General features: G+C 45.4%; 23 protein-coding genes. 16 read left to right on the top strand and 7 right to left on the bottom strand.

What is annotated here, in order from left to right; translation table 11 throughout:
- Window positions 1-23: 23 nt before the first annotated feature.
- A complete protein-coding gene (locus LAY57_RS04590; protein WP_249065125.1) occupies window positions 24-1,970 on the bottom strand; it encodes an FAD-dependent oxidoreductase in 1,947 nt (648 codons plus the stop codon).
- 26 nt (window positions 1,971-1,996) lie between these two features.
- On the opposite strand from LAY57_RS04590, the gene LAY57_RS04585 reads away from it, so the two are divergent.
- Window positions 1,997-2,770 (top strand): ABC transporter permease, encoded by a 774-nt coding sequence (locus LAY57_RS04585; RefSeq protein WP_249065124.1) that lies wholly within the window; start codon window positions 1,997-1,999, stop codon window positions 2,768-2,770.
- A 132-nt stretch (window positions 2,771-2,902) separates the two neighbouring features.
- Window positions 2,903-3,775: an ABC transporter ATP-binding protein gene (locus LAY57_RS04580; RefSeq protein ID WP_275993601.1), complete on the top strand. Its 873-nt coding sequence runs from the start codon at window positions 2,903-2,905 to the stop codon at window positions 3,773-3,775.
- A gap of 40 nt (window positions 3,776-3,815) precedes the next feature.
- Here LAY57_RS04580 and LAY57_RS04575 read toward each other — a convergent pair whose 3' ends face one another.
- Window positions 3,816-4,469 carry a Uma2 family endonuclease gene (locus LAY57_RS04575; protein ID WP_249065123.1) on the bottom strand — a complete coding sequence of 218 codons (654 nt, stop codon included), beginning with the start codon at window positions 4,467-4,469 and terminating at the stop codon, window positions 3,816-3,818.
- Between the two features lie 278 nt (window positions 4,470-4,747).
- On the opposite strand from LAY57_RS04575, the gene glyS reads away from it, so the two are divergent.
- Together glyS and murD are read left to right on the top strand one after the other, a co-directional pair.
- Window positions 4,748-6,898: a glycine--tRNA ligase subunit beta gene (gene glyS / locus LAY57_RS04570; RefSeq protein ID WP_249065122.1), complete on the top strand. Its 2,151-nt coding sequence runs from the start codon at window positions 4,748-4,750 to the stop codon at window positions 6,896-6,898.
- 131 nt (window positions 6,899-7,029) lie between these two features.
- Window positions 7,030-8,412: a UDP-N-acetylmuramoyl-L-alanine--D-glutamate ligase gene (gene murD, locus LAY57_RS04565; RefSeq protein WP_249065121.1), complete on the top strand. Its 1,383-nt coding sequence runs from the start codon at window positions 7,030-7,032 to the stop codon at window positions 8,410-8,412.
- A 325-nt stretch (window positions 8,413-8,737) separates the two neighbouring features.
- Here murD and LAY57_RS04560 read toward each other — a convergent pair whose 3' ends face one another.
- The gene (locus LAY57_RS04560; protein WP_249065120.1) at window positions 8,738-9,151 is read right to left on the bottom strand and encodes a DUF6335 family protein; all 414 of its coding nucleotides are present in this window, start codon (window positions 9,149-9,151) and stop codon (window positions 8,738-8,740) included.
- A 341-nt stretch (window positions 9,152-9,492) separates the two neighbouring features.
- Between LAY57_RS04560 and LAY57_RS04555 the strand changes: the two genes are divergently transcribed.
- From LAY57_RS04555 to LAY57_RS04540, 4 genes are all read left to right on the top strand, one after another.
- Complete coding sequence (locus LAY57_RS04555) at window positions 9,493-10,593, top strand: DJ-1/PfpI/YhbO family deglycase/protease (protein WP_249065119.1); 1,101 nt, start codon at window positions 9,493-9,495, stop codon at window positions 10,591-10,593.
- 365 nt (window positions 10,594-10,958) lie between these two features.
- Complete coding sequence (locus LAY57_RS04550; protein WP_249065118.1) at window positions 10,959-11,168, top strand: acetyltransferase; 210 nt, start codon at window positions 10,959-10,961, stop codon at window positions 11,166-11,168.
- A gap of 139 nt (window positions 11,169-11,307) precedes the next feature.
- Entirely contained in the window at window positions 11,308-12,501 is a 1,194-nt protein-coding gene (locus LAY57_RS04545) for an iron-containing redox enzyme family protein (protein ID WP_249065117.1), read from the top strand.
- A gap of 384 nt (window positions 12,502-12,885) precedes the next feature.
- The gene (locus LAY57_RS04540) at window positions 12,886-13,548 is read left to right on the top strand and encodes a class I SAM-dependent methyltransferase (protein ID WP_249065116.1); all 663 of its coding nucleotides are present in this window, start codon (window positions 12,886-12,888) and stop codon (window positions 13,546-13,548) included.
- Window positions 13,549-13,656: 108 nt separating this feature from the next.
- On the opposite strand, the gene LAY57_RS04535 is transcribed toward LAY57_RS04540, so the two are convergent.
- On the bottom strand, window positions 13,657-13,893 hold the full coding sequence (locus LAY57_RS04535; RefSeq protein WP_249065115.1) for a hypothetical protein: 237 nt from the start codon (window positions 13,891-13,893) through the stop codon (window positions 13,657-13,659).
- 82 nt (window positions 13,894-13,975) lie between these two features.
- Here LAY57_RS04535 and LAY57_RS04530 point away from each other — a divergent pair, with 82 nt between their 5' ends.
- The 5 genes from LAY57_RS04530 (at window position 13,976) to LAY57_RS04510 (ending at window position 19,783) form a co-directional block, all read left to right on the top strand.
- Window positions 13,976-14,251, top strand: a complete 276-nt coding sequence (locus LAY57_RS04530) for a DUF7219 family protein (protein WP_249065114.1) — start codon at window positions 13,976-13,978, stop codon at window positions 14,249-14,251.
- Between the two features lie 345 nt (window positions 14,252-14,596).
- Window positions 14,597-15,256 (top strand): HAD family hydrolase, encoded by a 660-nt coding sequence (locus LAY57_RS04525; protein ID WP_249065113.1) that lies wholly within the window; start codon window positions 14,597-14,599, stop codon window positions 15,254-15,256.
- Between the two features lie 165 nt (window positions 15,257-15,421).
- Entirely contained in the window at window positions 15,422-16,693 is a 1,272-nt protein-coding gene (locus tag LAY57_RS04520) for an RNA-guided endonuclease InsQ/TnpB family protein (protein ID WP_249065112.1), read from the top strand.
- Window positions 16,694-16,713: 20 nt separating this feature from the next.
- Window positions 16,714-19,086, top strand: a complete 2,373-nt coding sequence (locus LAY57_RS04515; RefSeq protein WP_249065111.1) for a glycoside hydrolase family 31 protein — start codon at window positions 16,714-16,716, stop codon at window positions 19,084-19,086.
- Window positions 19,087-19,426: 340 nt separating this feature from the next.
- Window positions 19,427-19,783, top strand: coding sequence for a hypothetical protein (locus tag LAY57_RS04510; protein WP_249065110.1), 357 nt, complete (start codon window positions 19,427-19,429; stop codon window positions 19,781-19,783).
- Window positions 19,784-19,882: 99 nt separating this feature from the next.
- Here the strand turns inward: LAY57_RS04510 and LAY57_RS04505 are convergent, their stop codons facing one another.
- Window positions 19,883-20,311 carry a hypothetical protein gene (locus tag LAY57_RS04505; RefSeq protein ID WP_249065109.1) on the bottom strand — a complete coding sequence of 143 codons (429 nt, stop codon included), beginning with the start codon at window positions 20,309-20,311 and terminating at the stop codon, window positions 19,883-19,885.
- A 548-nt stretch (window positions 20,312-20,859) separates the two neighbouring features.
- Here LAY57_RS04505 and LAY57_RS04500 point away from each other — a divergent pair.
- Entirely contained in the window at window positions 20,860-22,626 is a 1,767-nt protein-coding gene (locus LAY57_RS04500) for a S8 family peptidase (protein WP_249065108.1), read from the top strand.
- On the top strand, window positions 22,623-22,850 hold the full coding sequence (locus LAY57_RS04495) for a hypothetical protein (RefSeq protein ID WP_249065107.1): 228 nt from the start codon (window positions 22,623-22,625) through the stop codon (window positions 22,848-22,850). The genes LAY57_RS04500 and LAY57_RS04495 overlap by 4 nt, the downstream gene beginning before the upstream one ends.
- A 135-nt stretch (window positions 22,851-22,985) precedes the next feature.
- On the opposite strand, the gene LAY57_RS04490 is transcribed toward LAY57_RS04495, so the two are convergent.
- Together LAY57_RS04490 and LAY57_RS04485 are read right to left on the bottom strand one after the other, a co-directional pair.
- Window positions 22,986-23,303 (bottom strand): TlpA family protein disulfide reductase, encoded by a 318-nt coding sequence (locus tag LAY57_RS04490; RefSeq protein ID WP_249065106.1) that lies wholly within the window; start codon window positions 23,301-23,303, stop codon window positions 22,986-22,988.
- Between the two features lie 127 nt (window positions 23,304-23,430).
- Window positions 23,431-24,042, bottom strand: coding sequence for a CHRD domain-containing protein (locus LAY57_RS04485; RefSeq protein WP_249065105.1), 612 nt, complete (start codon window positions 24,040-24,042; stop codon window positions 23,431-23,433).
- A gap of 451 nt (window positions 24,043-24,493) precedes the next feature.
- Here LAY57_RS04485 and LAY57_RS04480 point away from each other — a divergent pair, with 451 nt between their 5' ends.
- Window positions 24,494-26,638: a tetratricopeptide repeat protein gene (locus LAY57_RS04480; RefSeq protein WP_249065104.1), complete on the top strand. Its 2,145-nt coding sequence runs from the start codon at window positions 24,494-24,496 to the stop codon at window positions 26,636-26,638.
- The last annotated feature ends 225 nt before the right edge of the window (window positions 26,639-26,863 follow it).

Below are 26,863 nucleotides of genomic sequence, written 5' to 3'. Positions count from 1 at the left end.
TATCTACTATCTGTGGTTGGATTTCAAATCTTTAAAATGCCTTCGGGGTTGACGGAAAGTAATGGACGCCTCTGCAAACCTTCGCGATGCAGAATTTCGTTTGCTGCTAGTAATCCGCTGCTAATTGCGCGTTCCATTAAACCACAAGGGAATGGCATTTTTACCCAATCTCCGGCAAACATGAGGTTGGGAATAGTGGTGCTGGTTTTGGGACGTTCTGCATAACTATTTGGTGGATAACCGGAGAAGTTTTTCTGATTGACTAATTCGCGGTGCAGGATATTGGCTTCTTTGAGTTCTGGGACAATTTCATACAGTTCTTGCTGGAAGGTTGCAAGTAATGTTTCCTGGGTGGGAAATTCTTTTTCTTTGTAGCAATATGCGTGTAATTCTACAACGCTACCTCCGGTTTTTTTTGCCCATGCGATGTATTGTGTTTGAATTTTGTGATAGAGGGTGATGCTGTCAGTGAGGCGATAACCGGAGAGGGAGGTAAACCAACTTTGTGACCATTCAAAGTCGCGATCGAACCAATATCGACAAACTGCAAAGGGATCTGCTATACTTAAGTGCGCGATTTGTGTTTGCACTTGGGGCGCGACATCGCCAGTCATCAATGTAAACAGGTGTTGAACTCCAGGCACATCAGCGGCGATGACGTAGTAGTCAGCTTTGATGGTTTCGGCGGATTTTTGTTTTGGGGAATCAATGACGGCGACTAATTGCGATCGATCTCCCTGACGCTGTAAAATCTTGTATCTGGGCAAATCCCGTTCTGCTGGCCCTTTCACCACCTTACCATCCGCATCGAAAACAGCACCGTGACAGGGACAGTGAAACTCCCCATCAGCTTGTCGCTTAACCGTACAACCTTGGTGAGTGCAACTTAGGGAAATCGCTTCAGCTTCCCCAGATTTAGCAGCAAAAACTTCATCGCCAGCACCAAAATATTCCATATTGTCATCAGCGATAACTTCGTTGCGACTCACCCAAAAAGGAACATCGCTGACAGCATTCCCTTGTTGATAACTCAACGAAGCAATCTTACCTTGGGAACAGTTAATTTCTCTAACAGTTGCACCTGTAATAATTTTACCACCCTTACTTTCAATTGACCTAGCAATTGGTTGCACCAAACTCGTCCCCATATCATCCTTCGTACCGTTGAAAGCTAGTCCTTCTGGATTGCCAAAAAAATAGAAGTGGAAAAACTGCATTAATTCCCCCACACTCATTTTATCTGGCGCATTTAAACTAGATTTCGCAAACGGGAGGAAATAGAGGTCATAAAGTCCTCTGGGGAACTCCTTCTCAACCCATTCGGCAACTGATATATTATCCAGATTGTGGAAAGTCCTTTCAGTTTGGAAGCCAGTAATTGCTCGAAAAACTTGCCAATGTTTCCACTTAGTCAGATTTATTCCCCAACGCAAACGATTCGGAGATGCTATTGCCAAATCTACTATATTCCAGGGGAAAGCTGAATGGCTAGGGCGAAATACTTCTGGCTTATATTTGTCATCTCGATAAACAACTGAGTAGAATTTCAAATCTACAAAATTGTCTTTAATTCCCACTTCTGCAACTAAACTCTTGAGGTTGTAATACTGGGGAAAAAAGCCATGAAACCCATGTTCCATCATAAAAGATTCACCGCCAAATTGGATAGGCCAACTGGCGATTTTGCCTCCCAACTGCGGCGCACGTTCTAAAAGCGTGACCGCGAAACCCCTTTGACTGAGTTCGTAGGCACAAGCTAATCCTGCCAATCCACCCCCAACGACTGCCACGCTGATAGGTCGATTAACCCAATGCGGCAAATCTAGGGTATCTTGCTGAAAGACAGTCGGCTTCGGCTTAGAGAATCGGGAGTATCCTACCATCCCGCTGACAGCACCGACACCGAACATCTTAAATAATGTGCGTCGGGAAATGGGCTGCGAAAGCGCGTACCTTGATAATTGATTCATGTATTATACTGTTCACTCCTCACAAGATGAAATATTGGCGCGAAACGCTGGCTGTGGCGCAGCGAATCTTGATTGAATTGTTGCGGCGGCGACGCAGCCTGGTTTTTTGGACTATTTTTCCAGTTTCTATCCTAATAATCAACGGCTTTATTGTGGCAGAACGTGCCCAACTGTCAATGGCTGAGGCGTTTGAATACGCTGCCCCCTCAACTCTGGTGGGTGCGGCGTTGTTTTTCAGCTGCTTGGGTGGTAGTGTAGCAACGGTGGTAGCAGAACGAGAACAGCAAACGCTCAAACGTCTGTTTATCTCGCCCTTGAGTGGCACGTCCTACTTTTTGGGCATTTTTGTTGCTCACACCTGCATTGGCATCGGTCAAACGCTACTGGTTTATACTATTGCGGCTTTTTGGGGCGCTAAGTTTCAAGGTTCTATCCTCTTGGGAGGAGTTATTATTTTACTAAGCATTATCTCGTATGTTGGTGTGGGATTTGTTCTCGGTACGCAATTTGCTCGTCGGACTGAGGATGTCAATGCTTTGGTGGCGGCTTTTGGGGTGCCTTTGTTAATTTTGGGGGGCGCATTTGTGCCAAGTTTTGTTTTTCCTAAGACTCTGCTGGATATAGCTAAATTTAATCCTGTTTACCACATGGTTAAAGCGCTTTCTGGAGTGTCTGATGAGGGAAAGAAATTTGCAGATATTGAGTTGCATTTTTGGTTTTTATATGTGTTTGCTATTTTGATGGTGGTGGCGGGATGGCTATCCTATCGGCGGATGTTGAGTGTGGAGAGGAGATTGTGATGTCTTCTTGCGAAAGGGCTAATTTTTTACCACAGATGGAAGAAGATGAACACAGATGAACACAGATAAGATTTGATTGGATGTCAATGTTTATTTCCTCTATCTACTAAGGTTGTGCTGCATATAAAAAGGTTGAGTAAGTCTTTCGGGAAGCGACAAGTTCTTCAGGATTTGACGCTGCACGTTCGACCGGGGGAAATTTATGGGTTGTTGGGGCCCAATGGTGCTGGGAAGACTACTACTATCAATATATTATGTAATTTGGTTAAGGAGGATAGGGGAGAAATTACGATTAATAAGCAACCTGTTTCTGAGGCTACTAAGTCGCTGATTGGGGTAGCGCCACAAGAGAATTTACTGTATAAAAGTCTGACTTGTGCGGAAAATCTTGATTTTTTTGCTCGGATTTATGGGTTATCAAAACAGCAGCGCTGGGAACAGGTACAAGTTTGTTTGGAGGCTGTTAATTTAGTAGATAGGGCTAAAAGTCCGGTGGAAACTCTCAGCGGTGGGATGAAGCGGCGGTTGAATATTGCTGTGGCGTTGGTACATCTGCCGAAGTTGGTGATTTTGGATGAACCGACGACGGGTTTGGATATTGAGGCGCGTTATGAGATTTGGGAGTTAATTCGGAATCTGAAAAAGCAGGGTATTACTGTTTTGTTGACTACTCATTTGTTGGATGAAGCTGAGCGTCTTTGCGATAAAATAGGTATTATTAAAGATGGGCGAATTGTGGTTGAAGGGAGTTTGTCTGCGTTGCGGGAGTTGATTCCGGCGCAGGAAGTTGTGGTGGTGCAAACGCGGGATGAGGAAAGTGCGATCGCACGCGGCAAACAACTAGGCTTTACCCATCGACGCTATGGCAATGACCTGGCTTTTTGGCTACCGGAACCTTTAGAATTAAAGGAGATAATTGCCTGTTTTGATGGGATTGCTGTGGATGCGATCGCGCGATCGCCTGTGCGTTTGGAGCATATTTATGTGGAGGTGACACAAGGTTAAAATCTCCGTTCGCTGGTAGGGAAGGTTGGGGTGTTAGATTTTAATTGATAAGATTTCTTTGTTCTCTCACCCACTTACGAAACTCTCTCAGCGCCCGACTTGTCCCTATTGTCCGACTCATTTCCAGAAAACGAGAAATCTCCTCAATTACTGGAAAACTGGGAAAAGTGGGACTGGTTTGCAACTCCACATATTTTCCAGATTGCAGTAGGTAAATTTGGATTTTCCCGTTTTCATATCGCCAGATTTCCGGTACTCCTAATGCTTGATATGCACTTACTTGGGTTTTGGAAGTAACATCTACCTCAATAGCTAAATCTGGCGGTGGATCGATTGTTAAATCTATGCGAGTTTTGCCAATCATTTGAGCATGATTTTGAATATAAAAGCAGTCATCAGGTTCAATACCTGCCCCCATTTCCTCTCGTTTAAAGGTTGTCGAGCCCAAGGATTCCCAATTGCGATCGCATTCATCTAGCAAAGCTTTCACTAAATCACCAATAATTACTTTGGCTTTTTCATGTTCTGGTAGTGGCACCCTAATCTCCAAAGTTCCGTTAATATAAGCTAATCGAGAAGGTCGTTTTTCTCCCAACTCTTCTAAAATTGCCTCAAATTCTTGCCAATTTACATCATGGAATAACACCCGATGTCCTGGCGGTACGCCCAGTTGTCGCAGTTGCAGCGCTACCATTTGATTCTCCTGATGCAATAGTTGCTAAGTTACTTAAACAGGTGATAGATAACTGCTACGCTGTCAGCCCGCCTGGGAATTAATTCCCAGGCTAATAGCTGAAGTCCACTGAAGTGGACTGGAAAACGCAATTCAGTCCACTTCAGTGGACTTTCGCTATGAGCCTGCGATTCAAATCGCAGGCGGGCCAGTTGCTCACCGCAATATCCCTCTCACCATAACCCCACAGCCGTCTAATCGCGATAAACTGTTCTAACTAGCCATCTCAACCCCCAGTTATGCCATCCTTTTTATTAGAAGTCGGTACAGAAGAACTCCCCGCCAGCTTTGTGGGTAGCGCCATCCAACAATGGCAAAGCCTTATCCCCAAAAGTCTCTCGGAACAATACTTGACAAGTGAGACGATTAATGTATATGGTACTCCTCGCCGTCTCGCTGTCCTCATCGAAGGTTTGCCCGCACAACAAGCCGATCGCATAGAAGAGATCAAAGGCCCACCAGCAGCGGCGGCGTTTAAGGATGGACAACCCACCAAAGCGGCGGAAGGGTTTGCCCGCAAGCAGGGTGTCTCGCTAGAGGCGTTGGAAGTTCGCGCCACGGATAAGGGCGATTTCGTGTTTGTCCAGCAAAGCATTCCGGGACGCGCTACGGCTGATATTCTCAAGGAATTGGTTCCTGCGTGGATTTTGGGGTTGGAAGGTAAGCGGTTCATGCGTTGGGGCGATGGGGATATTAAGTTTTCTCGTCCGATCGCTTGGCTGGTAACATTATTGGATGATGCGGTATTGCCAGTGGAAATTGAAAATGGATCGGAGAGGATAAAGAGCGATCGCATTTCTCACACCCATCGCGTTCTACATCCCGAACCTATCACAATTTCCCACCCGAAAGATTATGTAAATTCTCTCCGTTCTGCCTTTGTGGAAGTTGACCCAGAAGTGCGAAAAGCGAAAATAAAAGCGCAAGTTGAGGCAATTTCCCAAGAGCAAAATGCCTATACCGAAATCTATCCCGATTTATTAGCAGAAGTCATCAACTTGGTAGAATGGCCTACCGCTGTATTGGGAAAATTTGATGAGGAATTTTTGGTATTACCAGCGGAAGTAACTACCACGGTGATGGTAACTCACCAGCGTTATTTCCCGGTATTCAAAACAGCAGAAACTAAGGAATTGTTACCCAATTTCATCACAATTTCCAACGGCGATCCAGCCAAATCAGATCTGATCGCCGCTGGAAACGCACGGGTAATTCGGGCGCGATTAGCCGATGGTCAGTATTTCTATAAAATAGACCTAGATAAACCCTTAGAAAGTTATGTTCCCCAACTGGAGAAAGTGACATTTCAAGAAGATTTGGGTACAGTGCGTGGAAAGGTCGATCGCATCATCAAAATTGCCGGACAAATTAGCGAACAACTCAAATTAAACGCAGAAGATAGTAAAAATATCCAACGCGCCGCTTTCTTGTGTAAAGCTGACCTCGTTACCCAAATGGTAGGCGAATTCCCCGAATTGCAAGGAGTAATGGGGCAAAAATATGCGGCGGCAAGTGGCGAAACCTCAGCCGTGGCAAATGCGATTTTTGAACATTATTTGCCGCGAGGTGCAGGGGATAAATTACCGGAAACTCTCACAGGTCAAGTTGTTGGTTTAGCCGATCGACTCGATACTTTAGTCAGCATTTTCGGTTTGGGAATGTTGCCAACAGGTTCTTCTGACCCCTTCGCCTTACGTCGTGCTGCTAATGCCGTAGTTAATATCACTTGGGTGGCAGAATTACCTTTGAATTTGCAACAATTATTAGAACAAGTTGTAGCAGATTTTGTTGCCGCTTATCCCAAAACAAACTTATCTCAATTAGTGCAACAATTGCAAGAATTTTTCCTCCAACGCATTCGTACATTACTGCAAGAAGAACGCGCCATAGATTACGATTTAGTCAATGCCGTTTTGGGAGAAAACGATCCAGAATATACAGAACGCGCCTTAAAAGATTTGTTGGATGTACGCAATCGCGCTACTTTCCTGCAAGAAATTCGGAACAACGGCAAACTATCTGAGATTTACGAAACCGTCAATCGTTCTACCCGTCTCGCCGCACAAGGTGAATTGGATAAGCAACAGTTGGAACCAACAGGATTGGTGAAGACAGAGTTATTCCAAAAACCATCAGAACAAGCATTTTATGATGCGATCGTACAACTTGTTCCCCAAACAACAGCATCGCGAGAACAGCGCAATTATCAACAATTGGTAGATGCGTTCAGCGAAATTACTCCCAAAGTCAGCACATTTTTTGATGGTGCAGAAAGCGTGTTAGTTATGGATGAAAATCTGGATATCAGGCGAAATCGTTTGAATTTGCTGGGATTGCTGCGAAATCATGCGCGGGTGCTGGCAGATTTTGGCCCGATCGTGAAAAGTTAACCGCAGCCTGTAGCAGATCGATCGAATCTTCATCTGTGTTTATCAGTGTATATCTGTGGTTAATATTCTTTTTCATCCCGATCCGGTACGATAAAGATTGCTAAATCAGGGGAAAACCTACCACAACGTCTATGCCTAACGCGCACATCATTGGTTTGGGGAGATCGGGAATTGCAGCTGCAAGACTGTTAAAACGGGAAGGTTGGGATGTGACACTGAGCGATTCCGCCAGCGCAGAAACCTTAGCTTCCCGCAACACCTCCGAAACCCTCCAAAAACAGCAGCAGCAACTTGTCGCCGATGGAATTACCGTTAAGCTTGGCTATTCTTTTGCACCAGAAGGCGAAGATTTACCCCAGCTAATTGTTGTCAGTCCCGGCGTACCTTGGGATATACCCGTATTGCTTCGCGTCAGAGAGTTAGGTATAGAAACAATTGGCGAAATTGAACTGGCGTGGCGTCGTCTGCAAACTTGTCCTTGGGTAGGTGTCACGGGTACGAACGGCAAAACTACCACCACAGCTTTAATTGCTGCTATCTTTCAAGCCGCTGGATTTAATGCACCCGCTTGCGGTAACATCGGCTATGCTGCTTGCGAATTAGCGTTATCTGAAACGCCGCCAGATTGGGTAATTGGTGAAATTAGCAGTTATCAAATTGAATCCTCTCGTCTTTTGGCACCGCATATTGGCGTTTGGACAACTTTCACGCCGGATCATCTCAGTCGTCATAAAACCTTAGAAAATTACTTCAATATCAAGGCAAAATTACTAAATCAGTCGCAACTGCAAGTATTTAATGGTGACGATCCATATCTGAGAGAAAATGCACCTGAAAGTTTTCCCAATGCGTACTGGACAAGTGTGAAAGGCAAAGCTGATTTAGTTGGCGATCGGGGTTTTTATATTGAAGATGGTTGGGTGGTCAATCGCGGCGATCGAATAGTGCAAGCCTCATCATTAAAAATGGTAGGAGAACACAATTTGCAAAATCTGTTAATGGCAGTAGCGACGGCGAGATTGGCGGGTATTGATAAAGATGCGATCGCTAACGCCATCACCAACTTCCCCGGCGTTCCCCATCGCCTCGAACACATCTGCACTTGGCAAGGAATTGACTTCATTAACGATAGCAAAGCAACCAATTACGACGCTGCTGAAGTGGGGTTAAATGCCGTCACCGCTCCCGCTATCTTAATAGCAGGTGGCGAAGCGAAAGCCGGTGATGACACGGGTTGGATGAACAAAATTCGAGAGAAAGCCGCCGCAGTTTTACTCATCGGTGACGCTGCAACTGCCTTCGCCAAAAGACTGGACGACATCGGTTATTCAAGTTATGAAATAGTCGAAACAATGGAACACGCTGTGCCAAGATCGGCTGAATTAGCCAAACAACATCAAGCCAAAGTTGTCCTGCTATCACCCGCCTGCGCTAGCTTTGACCAGTACCAGAACTTCGAGCAAAGAGGCGATCGTTTTCGTCAACTCTGCATCGAGTTTATAGCTAGGGGCTAGGGGCTAGGGGCTAGGGAAGAGGGAAAAGGGAAGAAGGTTACGAAATAAGGGATGGAAAAACCAGAGGTAAGAGTTGGAGTTGTCCTAACCGACTTCATCGCTTGCTATATAAACCAAAATACCGCAATGTATAGCTAGGGACTAGGGGCTAGGGGCTAGGGACTAGGGAAGAGGGAAGAGGGAAAAGGTTACTCCGTAAGGGATTATGGACTTCATGTAACAGTTGGAGTTGGCTTAATCGCCCTGGCGGTTGCTATAAATCGTTAATTGCGATCGCCCGTAGACTACATTCCACTGCCTTCCGGCGTGGGATGAATTTAATTATTTAATTTTTGCGTTCCTCATAATCTTCAGAAGACGTTGGCTCTAACTCCCAGCGTTGCTCATCGCGCTGCTCTAAAATATCTGTTGTATGCAGAAAAGCCCTGTCATCCATCTCCAATCCAACAGCCGCTCCCAATTCATCTACAATATTTTGATCGGGAGTAGCGACAGTTCCACCAACCGCCTCTTCACCAGACGTATTAGCTTGTTCCCAAGCTGCATCAACATCGCCTCCACTAAGTTCTGGGCTAGTCGATGTATATTGCTTCATTTCATCCCGCAGTCTTCGCGTACCGATGTTGTATCCCGGCTCTGTCTTAACTCCAGTTCCGTAGGATTCGGTAATTTCCGGCGGCAAATCCGCAATCATCGGTTCATCTATGTCTGGTGTCTTTCTATCTGCTTTGTCCGTCATAATCATCACTTGTTCTGCTTTTAAAGTTTAGTTTCTGATGGGGAAACCCATGTATCGCTTTAGAGCGAAACCGATCTATCACTTTAGAGCGAAATTGATTTATCACTTTGGAAGGACGATATCCGAGTGCTGGGATGCGTAATCTAAAGAAGAGATTTGACGACAACTAACAGATGTTGTTAAGTGCAATAAACAATTTCTTGCCAGCGCAAATCCCTCTTTAGAGGTAATTTAAGCGTTATCTCTGTAAAAAGATTGCAGCTTGAAAGATTTAAGATTGCAGATTAAAAAAATGAATTTGCAATCTTAAATGCCCATTTGAAATAATTTGAGGTAATTACATGACTCAAGACAATAATCATGTCAGCAAAAAAAGAGTTGCTATTTTAATTGAAACTGGTGTTGAAGACGCCGAATTTCAAGTTCCTTACAAGGCGCTAAAAATGGCGGGATTTGACGTAGTTGTCCTTGGTTCCCGCATGAACAGCACCTATGTGGGGAAACAGGGCAAACTTTCCATCAAACCGGATGCAACGACGACAGAAGCACGCCCTGAAGAGTTCGATGCAGTCGTTATTCCGGGAGGTCTTGCTCCCGACACGATGCGTACCAACCCGAATACGGTAAAATTTGTGCAGCAGGCGATGGCGCAAGGAAAACTGGTTGCAGCTATTTGTCACGGGCCACAAGTTTTGATTGAAGGCGATTTGCTCAAAGGCAAAAATGCGACCTGTTTTATCTCGATCCGCAAGGATATTATTAACGCCGGTGCGAACTATATCGATGAGCCTCTGGTTGTAGATGGCAATCTAATTACATCGCGCCGTCCTGGAGATTTGGCGATTTTCGCAACAGCAATTCTGAGTCGTCTGGGTTATGGTGGCAAAGAAGTCGATCTGCCTAATGAAAATGATGTTACGGCAGAATGGTGGAAAATTGCAGCCGCTTGGGATGGATCGACTAAGGGCGATATTGTCAAGGCTTTGAACACAGCACTTGCGGGTGAACGTTATTCCTGCGAAGCGTTTGAGCATTACGCCGAAAAGTCATCTGATGGGGAAGTACGCAGTCTCCTTCAAGAGACAATCGCAACTAAAAAGCAACATATCCAAATGCTGGAAGAACGGCTGAATGGACTGGGCGAAAAACCTTCTTTACCCGCGCAAGCAGCTGACGCTTATGCCAAATTAAAAACCTCTCTTCAAGGTAGCGACGAAATGGCGATGCTGCGTCGCGCCTTGGGCGATATCCAAACTGCTGTTGTTGATACCTATGAACTACGCAATCAGTTTACCGACCCAGTTACAACAGAGATATTCAACCAAATCGAAATCGCTCTATCTGATTACGAACAACGGTTTGTACAACTTTACCATGCGCGGTTGGGTTCAGAAATTGCCAAACCGGCCAAACCTTCTACTTCACCTGCTGTAGGCGTGTGAAATAAGTAATTTTAGATTTCAGATTGGAGAAGTCTAATAGAAAAATTAAATCTCCAATCTGAAATCTGAACAGGACTTACGCACTAACCAAGGTTTTGCCCCCCAAATCTGGGGGGAACTCACCCATCGCATGAGTTTGTCAGACGCGCCGAAAGGCTACGAAATTTTCAAGCACAAAAAAGACAACTGCATCAAGGTGGTTCTCAAGCCTTAATCGGCCATCGGTCATTTGTCATCTGTCATTAGTCATTGGTTGGCGGCACAAATAAACGAGTGTAAACAATAACAAACAACTTTTGATAGATGACCAATTTGCCGTAAAAAAATTATAAATTAAAGCAATTAGATCTACTTACAGAGGTTTTATGTTTCTCAAAACGAAAGAGAATGGCAATTTAATCAAAATAGTCGATGTTGAAGACTTGTTCAACCCTATTAAGAATGAGGTAACAGGACGAGATCAAGAAGGTCAAGAAGAACAACAGGCTGTTTCTTATGCCAAGGAAAAATTGCTTTTTCCTTCCGGGGAGGATCTGCCACGCTGTTGGAAAGATGAGAACTATACAACATCCTGATATCCAAGTTATCGGTCATTAAATATATGCAATAAAAAATGACCGATGATGAGTCATAGTTGATTAGGGTGGGTAAAGCCCACCCTAATTTTTTAATCTTTTATCTCTGCAATCGTTCCTACTTAAGAAAGATTTAATAATGCCTATAACGAAGTTATTGTTAAATTGTGCGGACAACAAAATAATAAACAAAAATAAGTTGTACGAGAATAAGGAAGATGAGATGCCGAGCAATGTAGTTAGCTTGCCGCTAACCAACTTTAAGGTGAATAGTAAGGCTGAGCTACAAACGGAAGTTTTCAAATATGATGAGGCTGAGCAGCAATTCATCGCGCTGTTGGAACTGGAAGATTTAGACAAAAAACTAGCTGCACAACCTGAAATTGCTGTTGATTTTGAAAGCGCGATCGCACGCGCAATCCCAGTTGCTTACGCAGGAGCATCAGGCTCTAGCAACGCGGCACATCTTTTTTTACAGCGCGTGCTTTATCGCATCAACCGATTAAAGCTTTTTTGGTATGACGATTTGCGTCATTACACCAACGAGCGTTCTTATTACTTGCGAAAGATACGCGATCGAATCGAGGAAGTTTGGCAGCAGTGGGAGTTGTCGCACTTAGATGTAGAAAGCCTGCAAAAACTTGATGTCAAGCAGGCATTAATTGAGCGGGTAAAAAGCGACCTCGATCCACCTCTAACACAGGACAGTCATTACATACGAGAAGAGATGACTGAGGCGGGATATCGCCATCTGCTTGCGATCGCATCCCTGGATGGATTAGTCGAAGCAAGTCAACTGTCCCGCACCCTGGGTGGTGTCAGTAATGAGGTGCATTCGGTGCTGACGCGCTTGCTGCTGGAAGAGTACGGCGGCGGTCGTCTTGGCCGCAAGCACTCATCCCATTTCATCACCATGCTTGCCGAATTCAAAATGCACACCGAACCAGAGGCATATTTTGATTTAGTGCCTTGGGAAATTCTCGCACTCATCAACCATAGCTTCTTGCTCACCGAACGCAAGCGCTGTTTCCTACGCTACATCGGCGGACTGCTCTACGGAGAACTTTCCGTACCGGCCCCGTTCAAAAACTACCGCGCCGCAGCTGACCGATTGGGACTTCAAGCAGATGCAACAGCCTATTGGGATCTGCACATTAAAGTAGACGAGCTGCACGGTCGCTGGATGTTAGATGATGCGGCTTTGCCATTGGCGGATATGTACGCCTCAAGCGCCTGGGAAATCGTCCTGGGGTACGACCAAGGGAAATGTATGGGCGATCGCGCTGGCGCTGCTGTAGTGCGATCGATCCGCGAAGTAGAAGCATCACTTTAAAAACCTATTGTATCCGTCGAACCGAACATTCTTCTTACCAAGCTGAGCCATCACAATCGTGAGTGAGTAGAGGCGAAGCATTCAGGCCACAATTTCTTACTCAAAACCCACATTTGCTGTCTGAATGCTTAGCCCTATATCCTGGCAACCAGCTAGCTTTGCCATGAGCCACAAGTTTGATTTTCCAACACTAACCTTTTCCCAACTACCAACCGCCATACAATGTTTGACCAGACAATCTTAAATCCAACAGCCACGTCAATTTTGGGCTCTCGCAAAATCTCTACCCAAAATCCCACCTCCAAAATTGCTAAGAGGAGCCCTTCTGGAAAAGAAGTATTTATTTGCCCAGAAGAATCGAATTTTTACTCACAATGCTTAGACATGATGATTCTAAGTAATTGTCATGAAAATGAAGTTGCGATCGAATTTGGTTCTGGCGATGGCCTTCCAGTTCTTAATTCATTACTTAGAACTCAGTTTGATGGCTTAATTCATGGTTATGAGTTGAACAGTTCAGCTTGCGATATCGCCAATTCAAAAATTGCCGCCTACGAACTCAATGATAAATATGTAGTTCATAATTCCTGCTTTTTTAATTCGGCTAAACCTGATTCCAGGTATCTTGTATCAAACCCGCCATATTTACCGTCAGTAGATGACGAGATCTATCTACCCTTGTTACGTGGAGGCAACGACGGATCTACTATTACCAAACAACTCCTGTCATTAGATTACGAAAACGTGATGCTGATGATTTCTAGTTACTCCAATCCTGTAGAGACGATTGATTATGGCCTCGAACAAGGTTATTACATCTCCAAGTTTTTAGTTTCGCCTCTAGAGTTTGGCTATTATAGTTCTGAGCCAAAAGTTAGGAATACGATTGCCAAGATGCGAGAAAAAAACATGGCTTTTTATTCACAAAACATCTATCTATTAGCAGGTGTTCTCTTTCAAAAACAGCGCCAAGCTCCTTACGATTTGTCTAATGAATTATTTCAAATCATGACTAGCTTGTATAGCAACCACCAAGGCGACTCTTGACAGTAGGGGCGAAGCATTCGGGTAGTAAATCTTCGGTTTTAACCAATAAATTATATGCCCGAATGCTAATGAACTCGGCACGCACTCGCGTTCGCCCCTACCCCAGATTTATGGCTTAACCGACTCATCGGTTGCTATAAAATACCCGATCGCACACGGCTCTTGGGTTTTAACTATGCGTGCAGCGTTGCGGGAGAGTGGGGGAGTGGGAGAGTGGGGGAGTGGGAGAGTGGGAGAGTGGGGGAGTGGGAGAGTGGGGGAGTGGGAGAGTGGGGGAGGCGAGGAAAGAGAATAACAACTGACAACTGACAACTGACCAATGACAACATAAGTTAATCTTTGCAAAGTTTATCCCCCAGCAGGGTATACTTTTGGTTAAGAATTGGTTAAGAATATGTATAACCAAGGTTATTACGATTAAAAATCAATGTCAACTAAGGACAAAAACTTCAACCAAGAGAGCAAAAACAACTTTTTCTACCCACGGAGCCGCTACTATGGTGCGTTTACACCCGAACACCTAGCTTTTAACGCCAATTTGCAAGAATTTGCTCAGAAAGTTGCATATATAGCGGCACTAGAAACTGGAGGTAAGCTTACTCCCCAGGAAGCTTACCGACAGATCAAATCTTTGTGGAAGCCGTTGAAGCAAAGCAAGAAGGCAATGAAAATAGGCAAAAATCCGCCATCGGAAATGGAATAGTCTTTTTATGCCTCAGCAGCTTACCTAAAGTAGCGATGCAAGGAGCCTGAGCAATAAGCTGCTTAACACAGCTTTTATCGCCGTGCCGTGATTAACTTATATCATATCCTTACGAATTGGTTACCTAAAAAAATCGTGGATTATTCTTATCTGCGTTTATCTGCGTTCATCTCTCTTCATCTGCGGTAAAAATTTAACCAACGATGACAACAGAAAATTTGACGATCTCACTCATGTACTAATGATGCAACCGGACACTGTATTATTCTCTCCAAAGGCAGACGATATAAGGCGTTTTGACGTTTAAAGTTCATTTGGGTAAGAGAACGATCGCAAAATTTAACAATGGCATTGCAAGCAGTAATTCTAGATGTAGATGGCACACTTGTCCTCAGCAATGATGCTCACGCACAAGCTTGGGTGGAAGCATTTGCAACTAATGGATATGAGGTGCCATACGAAAAAGTTCGACCGCTGATCGGTATGGGTGGCGATAAAATTATACCGAAAATGGTGCCTGGACTTAATGATGAGGAAGGAGATGGAAAAGCTATTTCCGAAAAGCGCAAAGAACTGATGATCAAACGCTTTGCACCAACACTACATCCGACTAAGGGATCGAGAGAACTTATCTTGAGGATGCAGAAAGAAGGATTACGACTGATTATTGCTACTTCGGCTACAACTGAAGAACTTTCTTTCTTGCTGAAAGCCGCGCAGGTGGATGATTTGCTAGATGAAGCAACAACATCAAGCGATGCTGAAGAATCTAAACCAGCACCCGATATTGTGGAAGCAGCACTTAGTAAACTTGAGATCGAACCAAGTCAAGTTGTGATGATTGCTGACACTCCCTACGATATTGAATCTGCCAATAAAGCTGGTGTCGGCACGATCGCAGTACGCTGCGGTGGTTTCGAGGAGAGTCAGCTAAAGGATGCGATCGCTATTTATGACAACCCCGCCGATATATTGGCACACTACAGCGATTCCCCACTCTTCTAAATAGACTTGCGTGCGTTAGGCCATTTTTATCTACCCCGCCGGTCAGACCCACACCATAGCAGCTTCTGCTTGGTGTGGGGATGAAAGGCGGGTTAAAATTGGGTACTCGATGTACCCAATTTTAACAAATCATGTTACTATATTTACACAGCACATTTCTATAAAATGTTAGTTTACGAAGCAAAAATAAAAGGAACAGAAGCTCAGTACCGCATCCTCGATGAGATGTTGCGGACTGGGCTTTTTGTTCGTAATAAAGCTTTGCGATACTGGATGGATAATCCAGGAGTAAACGGCATGGACTTGAACAAATACTGCAAAGTCCTGGCTGACAATCCTGAATTCCCTTGGGTTAAAAAACTTAACTCAATGGCAAGACAGGCAATGGCTGAACGCGCTTGGTTGGCTATAGTTCGATTTTTTGATAACTGCAAACAGAAAGTAGCAGGCAAAAAAGGTTATCCGAAGTTCAAAAAACTGTTGACCAGAGCATCAGTTGAGTATAAAACCTGTGGTTGGAAGCTTTCATCCGATAGAAGATATATAACTTTCACGGATAAATTTGGTGCTGGTACTTTCAGACTTTGGGGAACTAGAGACTTACATTTTTACCAAATAGACCTTCTTAAGCGTGTTAGGATAGTTCGTCGCTCTGATGGATATTACGTGCAGTTTTGCATTAATCATGAAAGGAAAGAAACCCATGAATTAACAGGTCGAATGTTAGGGCTAGATGTTGGTTTAAACCATTTCTACACCGATTCAGAAGGCAATCAAATAGAAAATCCTCGCTTTTTACGTCAAGGTGAAAAATCGCTCAAGAGAGCTGCTCGTCAACTTTCACGAAAAAATATTGGGTCAAAAAATAGAAAGAAAGCCAAGAATCGCTTAGGTAGGAAACACCTAAAAGTTGAAAGGCAGCGTAAAGACTTTGTTGTCAAATTAGCAAGGTGCGTAATCCAGTCTAGTGACTTGGTAGCCATTGAAGACTTACAGGTAAAAAACATGGTGAAGAATCATCATTTAGCTAAATCAATTAGTGATGCTTCTTGGTCGATGTTTAGACAATGGCTTGAATATTTCGGTCAAGTATTTGCAGTACCAGTTGTAGCTGTTCCTCCGAACTATACATCACAGGATTGTTCTAATTGCGGTACGGTAGTTAAGAAAACCTTAAGCAATAGAACTCATCAATGCCATCACTGTGGGCATATTCAAGATCGAGATTGGAACGCGGCTATTAATATTCTAAATATTGCGCTATCCATCTTAAGTAAAATGTTAGAAAATACCGTCGGGCAGACGGAAATTAACGCCTCTAGAGAGAATGACCTCTGCTTGGTTGGGTCAACTCAATTAAGTAAGCCGACTCGTGGAAAGAGGAAGCCCAAAGAGCAATCTTTGGAATCCCGCGCTATATTCGGTACTCCGAATTAGCGCCGGGAGGATGTCAAGTTATGCCGCAATACTTCGGAAAACTACCCACAACAAATCAGCCTTGGTCAACAATTGGAACGGTACGATCGGTCCAACACGAGGAACGCTGTGTCACCTGCGAATGTGGCGATGCGCGTCTGAAAATTACCGTGCTGGCACCCAACTTAATCCGCGTCCGTCTATCACCAAACGGCGAATTTATGTCGCGCCGTTCCTGGGCGGTTACCCTGGATGATGAAGAATGGGATATCGTACATTTCCAATTTCAAGAAACAAATGAAACTATAGAAATCGAAACAGAAAAGATGCGCGTTTCCATTCAACGCCATCCTTGCCGCATCCAATGTTTTGACAAATATGGGCGTCCTTTCGCTCACGATATAGATATGAGTATGGGTTGGCGTACTGGTGCAGTTGCAGCTTGGAAACGCATCGAAGCTGACGAACATTTTTATGGCTTTGGCGAACGGACTGGATTTCTCGATAAATTATCTGAAGTTAAGACTAATTGGACAACTGATGCGCTAGATTACGGTTCGCTTACTGACGAAATGTACCAAGCGATTCCATTTTTTATCGCTTTGCGTCACGATGAAAATCACTCCCGTTTACAAGAGGGATTAGGGGGAGTTGGTTACGGCATCTTTTTCAACACTACGTTTTGGAGTCAATTCGATATTGGTGCTGAGAAACCAGGTGTTTTACGGATGGAAACACGCGGCGACGAACTCGATTACTACATTATTTATGGCGATGAACCCGCTCAAATTCTTGATACCTACACTCAACTAACAGGTAGAATGCCACTACCGCCAAAATGGTCGTTGGGCTATCATCAATGTCGCTGGAGTTATGAATCAGAAACGGTGGTGCGGGAACTAGCGCAGGAATTTCGCGATCGCAGCATTCCTTGCGATGTCATCCATCTCGATATCGATTATATGCGCGGTTATCGCGTCTTCACCTGGAGTCCGAAACGCTTCCCCGATCCTGCCAAACTAATTAGCGATTTGAAACAAGATGGTTTTAAGACAGTAACTATTATCGACCCCGGCGTTAAGTACGAACCAGAAGCAGATTATCCCGTTTTCGATCGAGGCATAAAACAGGATTATTTTGTTCGTAAAGCGGATGGACAACTATTCCACGGCTATGTTTGGCCTGATAAAGCGGTATTTCCAGATTTTTTGCGATCGGATGTGCAGCAGTGGTGGGGCGACTGGCAGAAAACCCTCACCGATATTGGCATTGCGGGTATCTGGAACGATATGAACGAACCCGCACTGGACGATCGGCCTTTTGGCGATCCCGGCAATAAAATCTGGTTTCCCTTCGACGCACCCCAAGGCCCGCCCGACGAGCTGACAAATCATCTGGAAGTCCATAATTTGTACGGTTTGTCAATGGCTAAAGCTTGTTTTCAAGGACTTGAGCGACACCGTTCTACAGAGAGATCCTTCGTGCTAACGCGATCGGGTTTTGCAGGCATTCAAAAGTGGTCGTCCGTGTGGATGGGCGACAACCAATCCTTATGGGATCATTTAGAAATGTCCCTGCCCATGCTTTGCAATATGGGGTTATCAGGCGTGCAGTTTGTGGGTTGTGATATTGGCGGATTTGCTGGCAACGCGACTGCCGAAATGTTCGCCCGGTGGATGCAGGTGGGAATGCTTTATCCCTTGATGCGCGGTCACTCGGCAATGAGTACGGCACGTCACGAACCGTGGGTATTTGGCGATCGAGTCGAGAAAATCTGCCGCGAATATATCAATTTGCGATATCGGCTATTGCCATACATTTACACACTTTTCTGGTCAGCGGCGACAACAGGGGCACCGATTTTGCGTCCCTTACTTTATCATTTCCCCAACGATCGCAAAACCTACAACCTCTACGACCAAGTATTGCTCGGCCCATCCCTGATGGCAGCACCCATCTACCGACCTGGAATCGATCATCGCGCCGTATACCTCCCCGAAGGCACCTGGTATGACTGGTGGAGTGGCGATCGCTACAAAGGGCCTGTCCATATCCTGGCACAGGCTCCACTAGAACGGATGCCTCTCTACGTGCGTGCTGGCGCAATTATCCCAATGGCACCAGTAATGCAATACGTTGACGAACGTCCCCTAGACCAATTAACGCTGCGTATTTGGCCTGGTACAGGTGAGTGGACGCTTTACGAAGATGACGGTCATAGCTTTGAATATAAAAGCGGCGCTTGGGCAACCACTACTTATCGCGTTTATCCAGATGGGCAACAAACTATAGTAGAAATTGGAGCGCGTCAGGGACAATTTTCTCCACCAGCGCGAGATGCGATCGTACAACTCGTAGGTATAGGCGAACAGCGCTACCACGATGATGGTACAGCAAGGCAGTTAACTTTATAGCTAGGGGCTAGGGGCTAGGGGCTAGGGGCTAGGGAAGAGGGAAGAGGGAAGAGGGAAGAGGGAAGAGGTTAAAGGTAACAATTGGAGTTGCCCTCATCGCCCTAAAGTTGCTATAACATTAATAATTTGTGATTTTCATTACCTTTTGAATGTACCTTTGGGCAGAAGCGAAAGTAGTAGCTACACACTTAGGATACTTGTGAACAACAAACTTATGCACCATTTAGGCACCCTTAAAAATTCCAGCCTTGTAGATAGCTTTTTAGCCCTTTTTTCTTTAAGGGTTTAAAGGTATCTGTGCGTATTTTTGAACTAAAAACAAAGTTAGGAGAAAAATTAGATGCAGCGCATTTTTTCAAGCTTAAAGCAAGCAATCCGCAACAGCCTTGTGGCTTTCAGTCTGATTAGTTTCATTAGCCTGTCGGCTTTATTCCTTTTCACCGCAGGGCCAAGTTTAGCAGCAGCTCCCGTACAAAGCCAACCGACTATAGAAAAAGGCATCGACAACGCCAACGAAGCTAGCGAAGGTACTGTAAATCGAGCAGCGGCTTACGAAAAAGCCGTGAAGGCAGTTGACGAACAAGGTTTAGAAAAGGTTTACGAAAAAAACTTAGAGGAATACGAAGAAACACAACCGGACACTGGCATAATCAAAGAAGCGAAACAATTGATTGAAAAAGTGACAGGTCAAGACTAAATCCCATTTAGCAGGAATTGCCAAATCGGGAATTGGTGATAAGCAATAGGGATTTTGGTGAAAATTGTGGATAAAAAATCTTCTCCCAGTCCCTATCTTCTATGCCCCATTATGCAAACGTTGCAATTCCTGCTGCAAATATTTTCCCCACTCAGCTGCCAGGGGTATTTCTGTGAAGGGAATTCGCACAGAAGCACCAGACTCTGAAAACAAAAATTCCAAAGCAACTGTACGACCTTGGCTAGGTGGATTTTTTGAATCTACTGCTTTGTCATCTACCATTAGATAGATATATTTTATATTTATTAGAGAAAAAGTTTGCAGATTGATTGGTTCGCTGCGCGTAGGTTTTCCCCAAGTCAAATTGCTGCCATTTTGACCCAAAACCGCATAAATATCGTACTTAGCACGCTCAAACTGGGATGCCCAGCGCTGATAAGCTTGAACTTTTTGAAATTCGTTCCAGCCAGCCCAAGCTAGCCAAATAAACGCTGCCAGCAGGGGCAGCCATAAAAGACCTCTTTCCATTTTTCGTTATCCCAGCGTTCGCTACGAGTAAATTGGTGAAGGCAGATAGAGAAAGCCTAATTTTCCCTTTTCCCTTTTACTTAATATCCTGCAACAAAATGTTCTAATCGGGTGAGCTTGAGTTATCGTGGTGATTAAACTGGCGCTATCCCTAGCAGGTTGACGTCAGCACCCCGCTCTAAAGAAACGGGGCGTCATGCCTCAAACTTTAGATAGCTGACCAGCCTCAGTCTCGCAAGGACTACGTTTAAGGTAAGCGTTGAAGAACCTACCAAGGGATGCGTAGCTAGTTCCTTGCTCTAGAACAAGAAGGTTAAACAGTTTTACGAGGGGTAAGACAGTGCTTTCTTGATAGTTACCGACCTTAAACATTGGCGAAGCTAACATTACATCGTACAGGATAGGCGCTTCCGGCTATTTAACAGGAATGGATAGAAACTGTACCTCTTTCTATCCTCCCCAAATCGGGGACGGCATTTTTAAATGCCGACTCGAACTTCATCCGCGAGTTAAAACATCGCGGTTTCCGTTCTCCCGTGAGGTCTTAGATGAGAAAGGTTTTTATTCTGTGCTTGTTTATAATCGGCCTGGGTTTTGCGATCTTTAATTTTAAAGGTTTGGCAACCCGTGGCACCTATGACTCTATTGTGCTGGACTTCCGGGAAGATGTTCCAGCAGCGCAAATCGCTGGTAAGCTTAGCGCGATCGCACAACAGTATCACGTTAACCCTTTCCTAAACAGCGAATTCTCCATAAAGGATAATGTCTATATTGTCAAGGGCGATGCCAACTTACTTAACGCCCTGAAAAAGTCAGATATAGCCAAAGCCACAGAATCTATCGAGCCCAACTATATCTATAACGCCTACGAAGTCCCCAACGACCCCCACTACACCAAGCAGTGGAACTTGCGGAGCATCAACGTAGAAGCGGCCTGGGAAGAAACCAAAGGCAGCGGGATGACAGTTGCGGTGATCGATACTGGCGTCAGTCGCGTTCCCGACTTAAAAGATACCAAATTTGTCAAAGGCTACGACTTCGTTAACGACAAAGAAGAAGCCGATGACGACAACGGACACGGCACCCACGTTGCCGGAACGATCGCCCAATCAACCAACAACGGTTACGGCGTCGCCGGGATCGCCTACGAAGCCAGCATCATGCCCCTGAAAGTGCTGAGTGGCAGCGGTGGCGGCACAGTTGCCGATATTTCCGAAGCCATCAAATTTGCCGCCGACAACGGCGCAGATGTGATTAACATGAGCTTGGGTGGCGGTGGTGCCAGCGAACTCATGCAAGAAGCCGTTGACTATGCCTACAGTAAAGGCGTAGTCATAGTCGCAGCAGCAGGTAACGAAAATCGAAATTCTTCCTCCTATCCAGCTCGTTATCCCCACGTCATCAGTGTGGCAGCAACCGGCCCCGCCGGTGAAAAAGCACCCTATTCCAACTTTGGTGCCGGTGTGGATATCTCCGCACCCGGTGGCAGCGAAACTGGTAAGATTCTGCAAGAAACCATAGACTACCAAACCGGCGAACCTGTCTTTGCTGAGTACCAAGGTACTAGCATGGCTTCTCCCCACGTTGCCGGAGTAGCAGCATTGGTGAAAGCCAGCGGTGTCGAAAACCCAGATGAAATTGAAACAGTCCTCACCAAATCGGCACGAGTCGTCACAGAAGACCCCCTCAACCACTTTGGTGCTGGTCACCTAGATGCAGCTGCGGCAGTCAAATTTGCCCAGAAAGGACAAATCACCTTCCGCGACTTCTTCCGCTGGTTGCGCGAAAACGGCTATCTCAACCTTCGCTTCTGGTTTGATGGCGGTGCAGTAGCACTCCTGCCCAAGATTGCGATGGTATTGGGTTCTTATATCCTGGCTTGGTTTTTGCGGAATTACTTACCCGGCTGGAGTTGGTCGCTCAGCGGCGGCCTAATTTTCGGCAGTTCTGGGTTATTTTTCCTGCGCGGCTTCTACGTCTTCGATCTGCCCCAGTGGCCCTTCCGCGTCCTGGGTAGTTCCATTCCCGAACTCGGCAACGCCGTTCAAGGTACGATCGCCTTAAACCCCATTTTTGCCAGCGTGCTGATTCCCTTAGCCTTAATAGCGCTGCTGCTGGGAAATCGTAGCTGGAAATGGTTCGCTATTGGTTCCGGGATAGGCGTCGCCAGCTGCTTGCTAGTCAGTGCAGTGATGATGCCTAATGTGATGTGGCTGGGAGAAGGGCTTTTGGCTCGTAGCTTCCTGATCGTCAACGCCATACTGTGTTACGGACTCTCTTGGTTATCGATGCAGGGAGAACAAAAAACCGCATGAGTATAAATGTTACCGGCACGATCGAACGCAAAGGACTTGGGCCAGGAACCTGGGCCATAGTCACGGAGGAAGGGGAAACCTACGAACTCTACCAAGGTGCCCCCGACGAACTGCTCAAATCTGGCGTGAAAGCCAAAATCAAAGGCGAGGTACGAGACGATGTGATGACCTTCGCCATGATTGGCCCAGTCCTAGAAGTCAAATCCTTTAAAGTTGTGGATTAGAAGGCGTAGGGTGCGTTACTAACGCACCTTACACTAAGCTGCTACGCATCTAATTTCACAGTCAGTTTTTCTGAGATTATTGTGGGATGGGCATTCTGCCCGTCTTTTTATTCGATTTAGATGCGTAATAGCTTACTAACTTGCTACTCCATCCAAAACTTCTTGCAGCCGACTTCTAAACTCTCCTTTGGGGTGGCCGCCTTTAACCTCTCCCAAAATCTTAAATTCACCTTCTGGGGAATCGCAGATTATGTAGGTCGGCCATCCCATTTCTCCTTTATTGGGATATTGGGTTAACAGAATCTTGCGATACTTGCGGTAGGTAGCAGTATCCTGCATTTTGACATTAATAAATTGCAAACCCAGTTCTTCGGCTACTTTTTGGTCATAAAAAGACATTTTATGGCAAATGCCACAGTCTTCTGAAGAAAATTTGATTACAGTTCTATCCATCTGTCCCATTCTCCTTGTTTGTCAAAAAAGCGAAAGTTACCCGACGACTTTAGTCGCAGCTACACAAACAAAGCCCGTCTGCGCGGGCTTTAGAAAGAAATTTGGTATGACTTACGCATTGACAATCTTAATACTTCTCTACTTTATAGATCTGACCTCGCATTTCGCCATAAAATTCGTTTCCCTTGGTGTGAACGTTGAAATAAAGGACTCCCTTCCTAGCCAAAGCTTCCATGCCTGCGATCGTATTGACTTGAACGGGAATATTGAGATCGCTGGGGCAACCTTCAGGTAGAGGGAGTGTAGGCGCACTAGAAAGAGAAGGCGGTGGCAGAGGTTGTTTGACAAAGGTTAACTTGTCGTTAGTAATGGAAGCAGAGAAGTGACCATTCACAACGGTGTTCTTAAAATCACCAAACTGACCAAAATTAACGACGATCGGGCCGAGGACATCTGGCGTGCCACAATGGATGTGAAACGCAGTCATGTTTGCCGGATTGATGCCAGCCATTTGAACATCAACATGACCAGAACTGAGATTTCGAGCGAAACGGATTCGACCATAGCCTTTGGCTTGAGACCCCGTGGCAGGGCCGAGTTCTTGGGCAGGATGTATATAGGCTTCGTACTCGGTAAATGACCCCTCTCCAAATCCCTGATTTTCAGCCTTAGTGGGCGAACTGAATAAGATGGTGAGCGCAAATAATGCACTTATCAATAAGCCAATAAAAATTTTCATTTAGCGTTACCTGATTGAATGGGTAGGCAAACAAAGCTTATCTAAGCAAACAAATGATACCGAGTTGCGTTCAAAGATATTAGATTGCAGCCCCTGTAACTTCGTCTTCACGATATCTTTGCAAATGAAAACGATCCGAAAGGCTAATATGGCCTCAGAGCCGTTCTTAGCCCGATCGCAAATCACCTTTAATAAGAAAAACCCCCGACCTTGAGGGCCAGGGGGAAGTTGTCTTATCAGGGTGCATCTACCATCTCTTTGTCCGATCCCTAAGCGTTGGGATCGGGATAAATTTAAAAAAAATGGCAACGGCAACTTTTTAGGGACTCAGAAACAAAAATTGAAACTTTAGCGACTTAAATGAATCTACTTATATTAAGGGCGAAGGACTCGCTTTAAAGGCGGCTAAAGCCAACGAGATTGAGGAGTTGAGCGGGAGTGAAGGGCAACTGTGACTCAGGAATTTCACGTATCCGTAACACCAGTCGGAGAAAATAAATATCTGGTGCAAACAGAACGAGTAGCGCCAGGAGTGCCATTGGCGGAAGATCTGGTGGTTTGGCCAATCGAAGATTGGTTAAGCCAAGCTGCACAGTTGCTGGCTATTTTGCCCGCAGAGGCAAGCGAACCAAAGGGGCACAATGGCATCCTGTCTTCTTCCCAGTCCCCGGTAGGGCTGGGTCAGCAACTGTACAGGGGGCTGTTTCAAGGCACTCTGCTTAATAGCTGGTTGACGGCTCGAAAAATGGCCCGATCGCGGGGAGAGTTATTGCGGCTGCGATTGGAACTCAAAGATAATCGTTTGGCGCATCTTCCTTGGGAATTGCTTTATAGTGGCGATTTGGAAAACCTAGATAATGTTTCACCAGATTGCTTTGTTGCCATCAGTACTGATGTGGCTTTCTCTCGCTGCGTCGGCAAATCGACGACTTTTCGCACTCAGTCAGAGTTAAAGGGACACCATCAAGAACAACTGAAAATTTTGAGGGAGATATCCTGGGATGACGCCGATGAGAAAAATCAGGCAGATGCCCTAGTCAAAGCAGGTATTTCCAGCGTGCTGGCGATTTCTCAGTATATGCCGGATCGGGTGGCTTCTACCTTCACCGATCTGTTTTACGAAAACATCCGTGAAGGCGATCCTGTCGATGTGAGCTTGACTTTGGCGCGGCAGAAGTTAATTTTGATATACGGTTTCGATCGCTTTTACTGGGCTTTACCTATCCTCTATCTTCACCCGGAATTTGATGGATATTTGATGTCTACACAACAAGCTGCGGAGTTCGACGAATTTGAGGAGTCCGATGCCCAGAACCCGACGGCATTGGAAGATGGAGATATGAATGATTTTGATGATCGAGAAGATTTAGCCTTTATTTCCGGTCTTCTCGGTCAACCGTCCAAACCCAATCCTACCCAAGAGTCGCCCAAAAATACTTTAACCGATGTAACTTTGAGGCTGAAGGTTGAGTCAACAGACAAGGAGTTGACATCTGTACCTATTACTCAACGTTTTGATTCTGTTGTGGATACGGATAAGCCACTTATTCTATCTGAAGAAATCGGAAAAACAACCAATCCCAATCGCCAAGAAAAAATCAGGGCGATCGATTCGCCTAGAAATTTAGTCCAAATATGGGATAAAGTCAGGGGACGCGATCGCTTCAAAGCCAATGTCTCGCCCCTACAAAACAAAACTTTGCTGGTTTGGCCTTTGACTTTTTTACTTTTGACTTCTTTGAGTTTATGGTTTTTCCGAAATCGATCGTTTCAAGTAGGCTTGCGCTCGGCCCATTTGTTACATGAGGCACCTTCAACAACGCCCGCACCCCAACCTCAAGCAAAAGCGCCATCCATCGCTCTTAAAGGGGCCCAACCTCAAGCAAAAGCGCCATCCATCGCTCTTAAAAAAGCCAGCACTTCAACCGTTACTGCGATCGCAATTAAACATTTCAAGCAAGGTGACTTAGCGGCTGGGGAACAAACTGTCGAAGTACTCCTGGATAGGGGTGCGATCGAACAAGCAAAAGCTGCCTTAACTGCCGTACCGAAGCAGCAAAAGGATAATCCCGGTATTAACTTTCTCTACGGACGTTTGGCTTGGCAATCAGTTCGGGCGGGAGACAAAAGTTACACCGTGGATGATGCGCGACGTTACTGGGAGACTGCTGCGGGATCGTTAAAATCGCCGGTTTACTACAACGCTCTCGGCTTTGCTTACTACGCAAAAGGTAATTTAACTCGTGCTAACCAGGCTTGGTTTGAGGCTCTATATTTAACGCAAGAACAACAAGCTGCCAAAATGGAACTTGCTAGCAGAGAAACGGCTGGAAATTTTGCACCCATACCAACCAACTCAGTCGCCAGTCCAGATGCCCTCACAGCTTATGCGGGATTAGCATTAGTGCTGAAGCGATCGGCCCTCGATCAACCAGCCGATCGGCGATCGCGTCTGATGAATGAGGCCCTCAAGCTGCGCCAAAAGGTGATTCGCGACGACTCAGTTCATTTTCAGCCTAATACGCTTAAGACAAATTGGCTGTGGACAGAACAGGCGATTAAAGATTGGCGATCGCTACTTCAACAAAAGCCGTAATAGGGAATTGTAGATTTTAAACTCCAGATTGCAAATTGAATAAATTTGCCATCTAAAATCTCAAATCTAAAATTTAACTCTTTCGGCGTAAGTCCCCCGCCATAATCGCTTCGATTCGGCGGCGGGATATAAGCCGGATGGCGACTCCTACACCTACTGACCTATATCAGCCGCAGGCTGATGAGGGAGGTGGGTGGATAAGGAGTCATCAATTTCTGGACAAGG

This window comes from Argonema antarcticum A004/B2 (assembly GCF_023333585.1).
Classification (GTDB): Bacteria; Cyanobacteriota; Cyanobacteriia; order Cyanobacteriales; family Aerosakkonemataceae; genus Argonema; species Argonema antarcticum.
Note: the sequence above shows the minus strand (reverse complement) of the source record. Positions and strands in the feature narration are given on the sequence as shown.

Excerpts from the sequence above, each read along its gene's own strand:
- LAY57_RS04500 (WP_249065108.1), top strand. The coding sequence starts at position 20,860 with ATGAGAAAGGTTTTTATTCTGTGCTTGTTTATAATCGGCCTGGGTTTT.
- LAY57_RS04490 (WP_249065106.1), bottom strand. The coding sequence starts at position 23,303 with ATGGATAGAACTGTAATCAAATTTTCTTCAGAAGACTGTGGCATTTGC.
- LAY57_RS04585 (WP_249065124.1), top strand. The coding sequence starts at position 1,997 with ATGAAATATTGGCGCGAAACGCTGGCTGTGGCGCAGCGAATCTTGATT.
- LAY57_RS04520 (WP_249065112.1), top strand. The coding sequence starts at position 15,422 with ATGTTAGTTTACGAAGCAAAAATAAAAGGAACAGAAGCTCAGTACCGC.
- LAY57_RS04495 (WP_249065107.1), top strand. The coding sequence starts at position 22,623 with ATGAGTATAAATGTTACCGGCACGATCGAACGCAAAGGACTTGGGCCA.
- LAY57_RS04550 (WP_249065118.1), top strand. The coding sequence starts at position 10,959 with ATGTTTCTCAAAACGAAAGAGAATGGCAATTTAATCAAAATAGTCGAT.
- LAY57_RS04540 (WP_249065116.1), top strand. The coding sequence starts at position 12,886 with ATGATGATTCTAAGTAATTGTCATGAAAATGAAGTTGCGATCGAATTT.
- LAY57_RS04590 (WP_249065125.1), bottom strand. The coding sequence starts at position 1,970 with ATGAATCAATTATCAAGGTACGCGCTTTCGCAGCCCATTTCCCGACGC.
- glyS (WP_249065122.1), top strand. The coding sequence starts at position 4,748 with ATGCCATCCTTTTTATTAGAAGTCGGTACAGAAGAACTCCCCGCCAGC.
- LAY57_RS04505 (WP_249065109.1), bottom strand. The coding sequence starts at position 20,311 with ATGGAAAGAGGTCTTTTATGGCTGCCCCTGCTGGCAGCGTTTATTTGG.
- LAY57_RS04525 (WP_249065113.1), top strand. The coding sequence starts at position 14,597 with ATGGCATTGCAAGCAGTAATTCTAGATGTAGATGGCACACTTGTCCTC.
- LAY57_RS04560 (WP_249065120.1), bottom strand. The coding sequence starts at position 9,151 with ATGACGGACAAAGCAGATAGAAAGACACCAGACATAGATGAACCGATG.
- murD (WP_249065121.1), top strand. The coding sequence starts at position 7,030 with ATGCCTAACGCGCACATCATTGGTTTGGGGAGATCGGGAATTGCAGCT.
- LAY57_RS04510 (WP_249065110.1), top strand. The coding sequence starts at position 19,427 with ATGCAGCGCATTTTTTCAAGCTTAAAGCAAGCAATCCGCAACAGCCTT.
- LAY57_RS04545 (WP_249065117.1), top strand. The coding sequence starts at position 11,308 with ATGCCTATAACGAAGTTATTGTTAAATTGTGCGGACAACAAAATAATA.
- LAY57_RS04485 (WP_249065105.1), bottom strand. The coding sequence starts at position 24,042 with ATGAAAATTTTTATTGGCTTATTGATAAGTGCATTATTTGCGCTCACC.
- LAY57_RS04530 (WP_249065114.1), top strand. The coding sequence starts at position 13,976 with ATGTCAACTAAGGACAAAAACTTCAACCAAGAGAGCAAAAACAACTTT.
- LAY57_RS04575 (WP_249065123.1), bottom strand. The coding sequence starts at position 4,469 with ATGGTAGCGCTGCAACTGCGACAACTGGGCGTACCGCCAGGACATCGG.
- LAY57_RS04555 (WP_249065119.1), top strand. The coding sequence starts at position 9,493 with ATGACTCAAGACAATAATCATGTCAGCAAAAAAAGAGTTGCTATTTTA.
- LAY57_RS04515 (WP_249065111.1), top strand. The coding sequence starts at position 16,714 with ATGCCGCAATACTTCGGAAAACTACCCACAACAAATCAGCCTTGGTCA.